This window comes from Streptomyces sp. URMC 126 (genome assembly GCF_051386555.1).
GTDB lineage: Bacteria > Actinomycetota > Actinomycetes > Streptomycetales > Streptomycetaceae > Streptomyces.
The window spans coordinates 1-6,482 of record NZ_JBPQTX010000368.1 but is presented as its reverse complement, the minus strand read 5'-3'; the positions used below and the strand labels follow the sequence as shown (position 1 = coordinate 6,482).

Annotated in this window: 1 protein-coding gene; it reads right to left on the bottom strand. The window is 71.7% G+C overall.

Features of this window, described 5'->3' with window-relative positions; all coding sequences use genetic code 11:
- Nucleotides 1-6,482, bottom strand: a 6,482-nt coding sequence (locus tag ACSNOK_RS29295) for an SDR family NAD(P)-dependent oxidoreductase (protein WP_436783816.1), incomplete at both ends; no start/stop codon positions are given.

The window sequence follows — 6,482 nt, the reverse complement described above, 5'->3', positions numbered from 1 at the left end:
CCCATACCCACGATCACCACGGGGTCGTCATCAACCGGCAGCCCACCCCCGGCCACCGCAAGCGCAGACCCCGCCGAGGCCTCACCCGACCCACCCAGCAACTCACGGAGAACAAACTCCGCCAACGTGTCCGGAGTCGGGTAGTCGAACGCGACCGTTGTCGGGAGTCGCAGACCCGTGGCCGTGTTCAACCGGCCGCGCAGTTCCACTGCGGTGAGTGAATCGAAGCCTGCCTCTCGGAACGAGCGACCCGGCTCAACGGATTCCGGCCCGGCCATGCCCAGCACCAAGGCGACCTGCACCAGAACCACGTCTCGTACGGCGTTCCGCTGTTCGGCCGGGTTCAAGGGGGCCAGTCGGGCGGCCAGCGCGTTCTGACCCTCGGGGGCGGTCCGGCCGGCGGCACGACGGGCGGACGGACTCCTGCGCACGAGGCCGGACAGCAACGGCGGGAGCTCGTCGGAACGCCGCAGAGCGGCCAGGTCCAGCCGGGCCGACACCAGAAGAGGACCGGGGACACCGGCGGCCGCGTCCAGCAGGGCGAGCCCGTCAGCCACGGACAGCGGCCGCAGTCCCTGACGGGACAACCGCTGCCAGTCGGCAGCGGTGAGACCGCTCGCCATCCCGTGCTCCCAGGGGCCCCAGGCAAGCGAGACCGCGGGCAGCTCTTGGCGGCGCCGGTGGGCGGCGAGGGCGTCCAGGAAGGTGTTGCCCGCCGCGTAGTTCGCCTGGCCCGGGTTGCCCCAGACCCCGGCCACGGACGAGAACAGCACGAAGGAACGCAGGTCCAGGTCGCGGGTCAGCTCGTGCAGGTTCCAGGCCGCGTCCACCTTCGGCCGCAACACCGCCTCCAGACGCTCGGCGGTCAGAGCCGTGACCAGTCCGTCGTCCACGATCCCTGCCGCGTGGACGACCCCGGTCAGCGGCGCGGCCAACGGCACGTCCGCGATCACGGCCGCCAACTGCTCCCGGTCGGCGGCGTCGCACGCGATCACCTGCGCACTCACCCCGCGACCAGCCAACTCCGCAGCCAGAGAGGCGACACCAAATGCGGCCGGCCCACTGCGGGACAGCAGCAGGAGCCGTTCGGCCTGACCCGTGCGCGCCAGGTGCCGCGCCACCAAGCCGCCCAGCGCACCCGAAGCGCCCGTCACCAACACCGTGCCACCACCCGCCGCCGGAACGGGCGTGTCCCCGCCCGCACGGACCAGGCGGGGAACCCGCACCTGCCCTGACCGCACGGCGAACTGCGGCTCGCCCGTCGCCAGACCCGCACGCAGCCAGTCCCCGACACCCTCTGCGGACAGATCCTCCACATCCGCCAGCACCAGACGCCCCGGATGCTCCGACTGCGCCACCCGCACCAAACCCCACACCGAGCTCGCCGCCACCTCCAGCGAACCACCGGCATCAACCGCCCGCTCGGTCACCACCACCAACCGCGAACCAGCCAACTCCTCCGCAGCCAGCCACTCCCGCACCACACCCAACACCCGCACCGCCACAGCCCGAGCCGCATCCGCAACAGCCGCACCGGCCTCCGGAGCCACCCGCAACACCACCACCGGCGGAGCCTCTCCCGACTCCACCAGCCCGCCCACACCGCCGGCGCCCAGCTCCGCCAACTCACCCACCGGCTCACCCACCACCGCAGCCGGCACCCACTCCACCCCGAAGAGCGACGCACCAGCAGAGCCCGCACCAGCGGCAAATGGCCGCAGCACCAGCGAACCCACCGACGCGATCAACCCACCCCCGGCATCAGCCAGAGTCACCGACACACCCTCGCCGGCCTCGACCGGAGCCACCCGCACCCGAGCCACCGACGCACCCGAGGCATGCACCACCACATCACCCCACGCGAAGGGGACCTCGGGCGCGCCCCTGCGCTCCCCCGTACCCACGATCACGTGCAGCGCGGCGTCCAGCAGTGCCGGATGTACGCCAAACCCGTCCGCGCTCATGCCTTCCGGCAGGGCGATCTCCGCGAACAGTTCCTCGCCGCGCCGCCAGGCCGCGCGCGTCCCCTGGAACGACGGGCCGTAAGCAAGCCCGTCCTCAGCCAGTGCCGAGTAGAAGCCGTCCAGGTCCACCGGCACGGCGCCGACCGGGGGCCACTGCGTCAGGCCGTGATCGACTGCATCGTCCGTGAACTCCGCCGGTGACAGCACACCGGTCGCGTGCCGCACCCACTCACCGTCGGGCCCGGCATCCTCCGCCTGGGCATAGACAGCCATGGGACGGCGGCCGGTCTCGTCCGGCCCCTCCACTGCCACCTGCACCCGCACGCCGGCCGTGGCAGTGAGTACCAACGGCGACTCGATCAGCAGCTCCTCGACCCGACCGCAGCCAGCCTCGTCACCCGCCCGCACGACCATCTCGACCAGCGCGGCGCCGGGCACCACCACCTGCCCCGCCACCACATGATCCGCCAACCACGGCAGCCCCGACAGCGACAACCGACCCGTCAGCATCAAGCCGTCACTCGCCGGCAACACCACCGCCGCACCGAACAACGGATGCCCCGGGCTCTCCAAGCCAAGATCCTCGACACGGCTCGCCGCGGTCGGGGTCAGCCAGTAGCGCTGCCGCTGGAAGGCGTAGGTGGGCAGGTCGACCCGGCGTGCACCGGTGGGGGTGTAGACCTTGTCCCAACCGACGGGCACTCCGCGTACGAACACCTTCGCCAGCGCCGTGAACAGCGCCCGCGACTCCTCACGACCCCGCCGCAACGCCGGCAACCACAACTCACCGACGCCTTCACCCTCGACATCAGTACGGGTGTGCGGGCCCATGCCCGACAGCACGCCATCGGGGCCAATCTCGATGAACGTCCGCACACCGTGCTCACGCAACGCGGAAGCAGCGTCGGCGAAACGGACCGCCTCACGCACATGCCGCACCCAGTAGGAAGGATCGGTGACCTCATCCCCCACGATCTTGCCGGTCAGGGCGGAAACGAGGGGCAGCCGCGGGACATGGAACGTGACGGATTCGACGACCCGCGCGAAATCCTCCAACATCGGTTCCATCAACGGCGAATGGAAAGCGTGCGAGACCCGCAGGCGGCGCGCGCGCGCACCACCCTCAGCGAGTGTCTCCGCCACCGCCAGGACCTCGTCCTCGGCACCTGAGATGACGATGGCCTTGGGGCCGTTGACCGCCGCGATGCCCACACCGGTACGGCCAGCGATCACCTCAAGCACCCGCTGCTCGTCCGCCTCGACGGCCACCATCGCACCACCGACCGGCAGCTCCTGCATCAGCCGGCCACGCGCCGCCACCACCGCACACGCGTCCGCCAGCGACCACACCCCCGCCACATACGCCGCAGCCAGCTCACCGATGGAGTGGCCCGCCACCACCTGCGGAGTCACACCCCACGACTCCAACAGCCGAAACAGCGCCACCTCAACCGCGAACAACCCCGCCTGCGCCCACACCGTCTCATCAATGCGGCCACCACCCGGCCAGGACTCCTCGCCCTCACCTCGAATGACCGCTGCCAGCGAGCCGTCCAGGTGCTCGGCCAACCCCGCACACACCGCGTCAAAAGCCTCGGCGAACACCGGGAACGCCGCATACAAACCCTGGCCCATGCCCACCCGCTGAGCACCCTGCCCGGTGAACACGAACCCGACCCGGTCCGTACCACCCGCCACCCCGGACACCACGTTCGAAGCCTCACGGCCCTCCGCCAAGGCCACCAGCCCAGCGGTCAGGTCCTCCCGGTCCGTGCCCAGCACCACCGCGCGGTGCTCCAGCACTCCTCGCGATGTGACCAGCGAGCGACCCACATCGGCCGCGTCCACCTCAGGGCGCTGGCGGACGAACTCGGCCAGACGGTCCGCCTGACCCACCAGCCCCGCCGCCGAACGGCCCGACACCACCCACGGCACCACCGGCAACACCAGGCCATCGGAATCCTCGTCCGAAGCCGTGACTGCCGGCGTCTCCTGAGGCGCCTGCTCAATGATCACGTGCGCGTTCGTGCCGCTGATGCCGAAGGACGACACACCCGCCCGCCGAGGACGCTCATCCGTCTCCGGCCACGGCACCGCCTCGGCCGCCAGCCGCACTGCACCCGCGTCCCAGTCCACGTGGGAGGAGGGCTCGTCCGCGTACAGCGTGCGGGGGAGTTCCTGGTGTTGCAGTGCCAGCACCGTCTTGATGACACCCGCGACACCAGAGGCCCACTGGGTGTGTCCGATGTTCGACTTCACCGAGCCGAGCAGCAACGGCCGGCCCTCCGGCCGCCCCTGCCCATACGTCGCGAGCAGCGCCTGGGCCTCGATCGGGTCGCCCAACCGCGTCCCCGTGCCGTGGCCCTCGACCACATCCACATCGGCCGGGCCGAGACTGGCGCTGGCCAGCGCGGCGCGGATCACCCGCTGCTGGGACGGACCGTTCGGCGCGGTGAGGCCGTTGCTGGCGCCGTCCTGGTTCACCGCGCTGCCGGAGACCACCGCGAGGACCTTGTGGCCGTTGCGCCGCGCGTCCGACAGCCGCTCAAGGACGACGACTCCGGCGCCCTCGGCCATGCCCATGCCGTCGGCCTGCTCCGAGTACGCCTTGCAGCTCCCGTCCGCCGCCAGGCCGCGCTGGCGGCTGAACCAGACGAGCCACGACGGGGTGGCGTGCACGGTGACGCCGCCGGCGAGAGCCAGTGAGCACTCCCCGGACCGCAGGGCCTGGGCCGCCAGGTGCAGGGCCACCAGGGACGACGAGCACGCCGTGTCCACCGTCAGCGCCGGCCCTTCGAGACCGAGGGTGTACGCCACCCGGCCCGAGATCACGCTGGGAGCGATGCCTGACTGGAGGTGGCCCTCCAGCGCTTCGGGCGCGTTGGCCCCGTAACCGGAGGAGGACGCTCCTACGAAGACCCCGGTCGTTGAGCCACGCAGGTCCCCCGGGTCGATGCCCGCCCGCTCGAACGCCTCCCAGGAGGTCTCCAGGAGCAGCCGCTGCTGCGGGTCCATCGCCAGGGCCTCACGCGGGCTGATGCCGAAGAACGCGGCGTCGAACTCCCCCGCCCCCGTGATGAACCCGCCCGCTCGCGAGTAGCAGGTCCCGGGCCGCTCCGCGTCCGGGTCGTACAGCCGCGACAGGTCCCAGCCCCGGTCGGTGGGGAGTTCGCCGATGGCGCTCCCGCCCTCGGCCAGCAGCTCCCACAGCTGTTCCGGGTCGCTCACGCCGCCGGGGAGGCGGCAGCTCATCGCCACGATCGCGATCGGATCGTCGGCGGACGCGGTGGCCCGGGCCGGGGACGCCTCCGTCCCGGGCGCGTTCCCCAGGGCTTCGGTCCGCAGGAACGCGGCCAGCACCATCGGTGTCGGATAGTCGAAGATCAGGCCGGAGGGCAGCCGCGAGGCGGTCGCGGTACTCAGCCGGTTGCGCAGTTCGACACCGGTCACCGAGTCGAAGCCGAGTTCCTTGAAAGTGTGCCCGGGGTCGATCGACTGGGGAGAGGAGTGCCCGAGGACCGCCGCGGAGTGCGTCTGGACGAGGTCCAGGAGCATCTGGTCCTGCTCGGCCTCCGGACGTCCGGTCAGCTGCCGCAGGACACCGGTTCCGGCGTCGTGTGGCGGCAGCACGGCCGCACGCCCTTGCGGCTCCGGCGACTGAGTCACGTCCGACGGCGCGCCGCCGTCGAGCCAGAAGCGTTCGTGCCGAAAGGCGTAGGTCGGCAGCTCGACGCGTTCACCGGTCGGCACCACCACCGGCCAGTCCACCGCGACGCCCTGGACGAACGCCTCGGCCAGTGACGTGAGCAGCCGCGTCGCGCCGCCGTCGTCGCGGCGCAGCGTCCCGCACACCGCGGCGGGGGCCGCGCCCTGTGCGACCTCCTCCAGGGTGTCGTTCATCGCACCCATCAGCACCGGGTGCGGAGTCACCTCGACGAAGACCTGGTGACCCTGGCCCGCCAGCAGCCGCACCGCGCGGTCGTAGTGCACGGTGGCACGCAGACTCTCGTACCAGTACCCGGCGTTCAGTTCCTCGCCGGTCAGGGTCTCGCCCGACATGGCCGACACCATCGGCACGCGGCCCTCGCGCGGCGCGATCCCGGCCAGGACGGCGAGGATCTCCCCCTCCAGCCGCTCGACCTGCGCCGAGTGCGAGGCGTAGTCCACGGCCACCATCCGCGCCCGAACGCCGTCCGCCTCCAACTCGGCCCGCAGCTCCTCCAGCGCCCCCGGCTCACCGGACACCACCGTCGACGCGGGGCCGTTGACGGCGGCCAATGACAGACGCTCACCCCAACGCGGCAAACGCTCCTCGACCGCCGCAGCCGACAGGCTCACCGACAGCATCCCGCCCGCACCCGCCAGCACCTTCAACGCCTGCGAACGCAACGCCACCACCCGGGCGCCGTCCTCCAACGACAGCATCCCCGCCACCGTCGCCGCAGCGATCTCACCCTGCGAATGACCCACCACCGCATCCGGCACCACACCAGCGGCCTCCCACACCGCCGCCAGCGA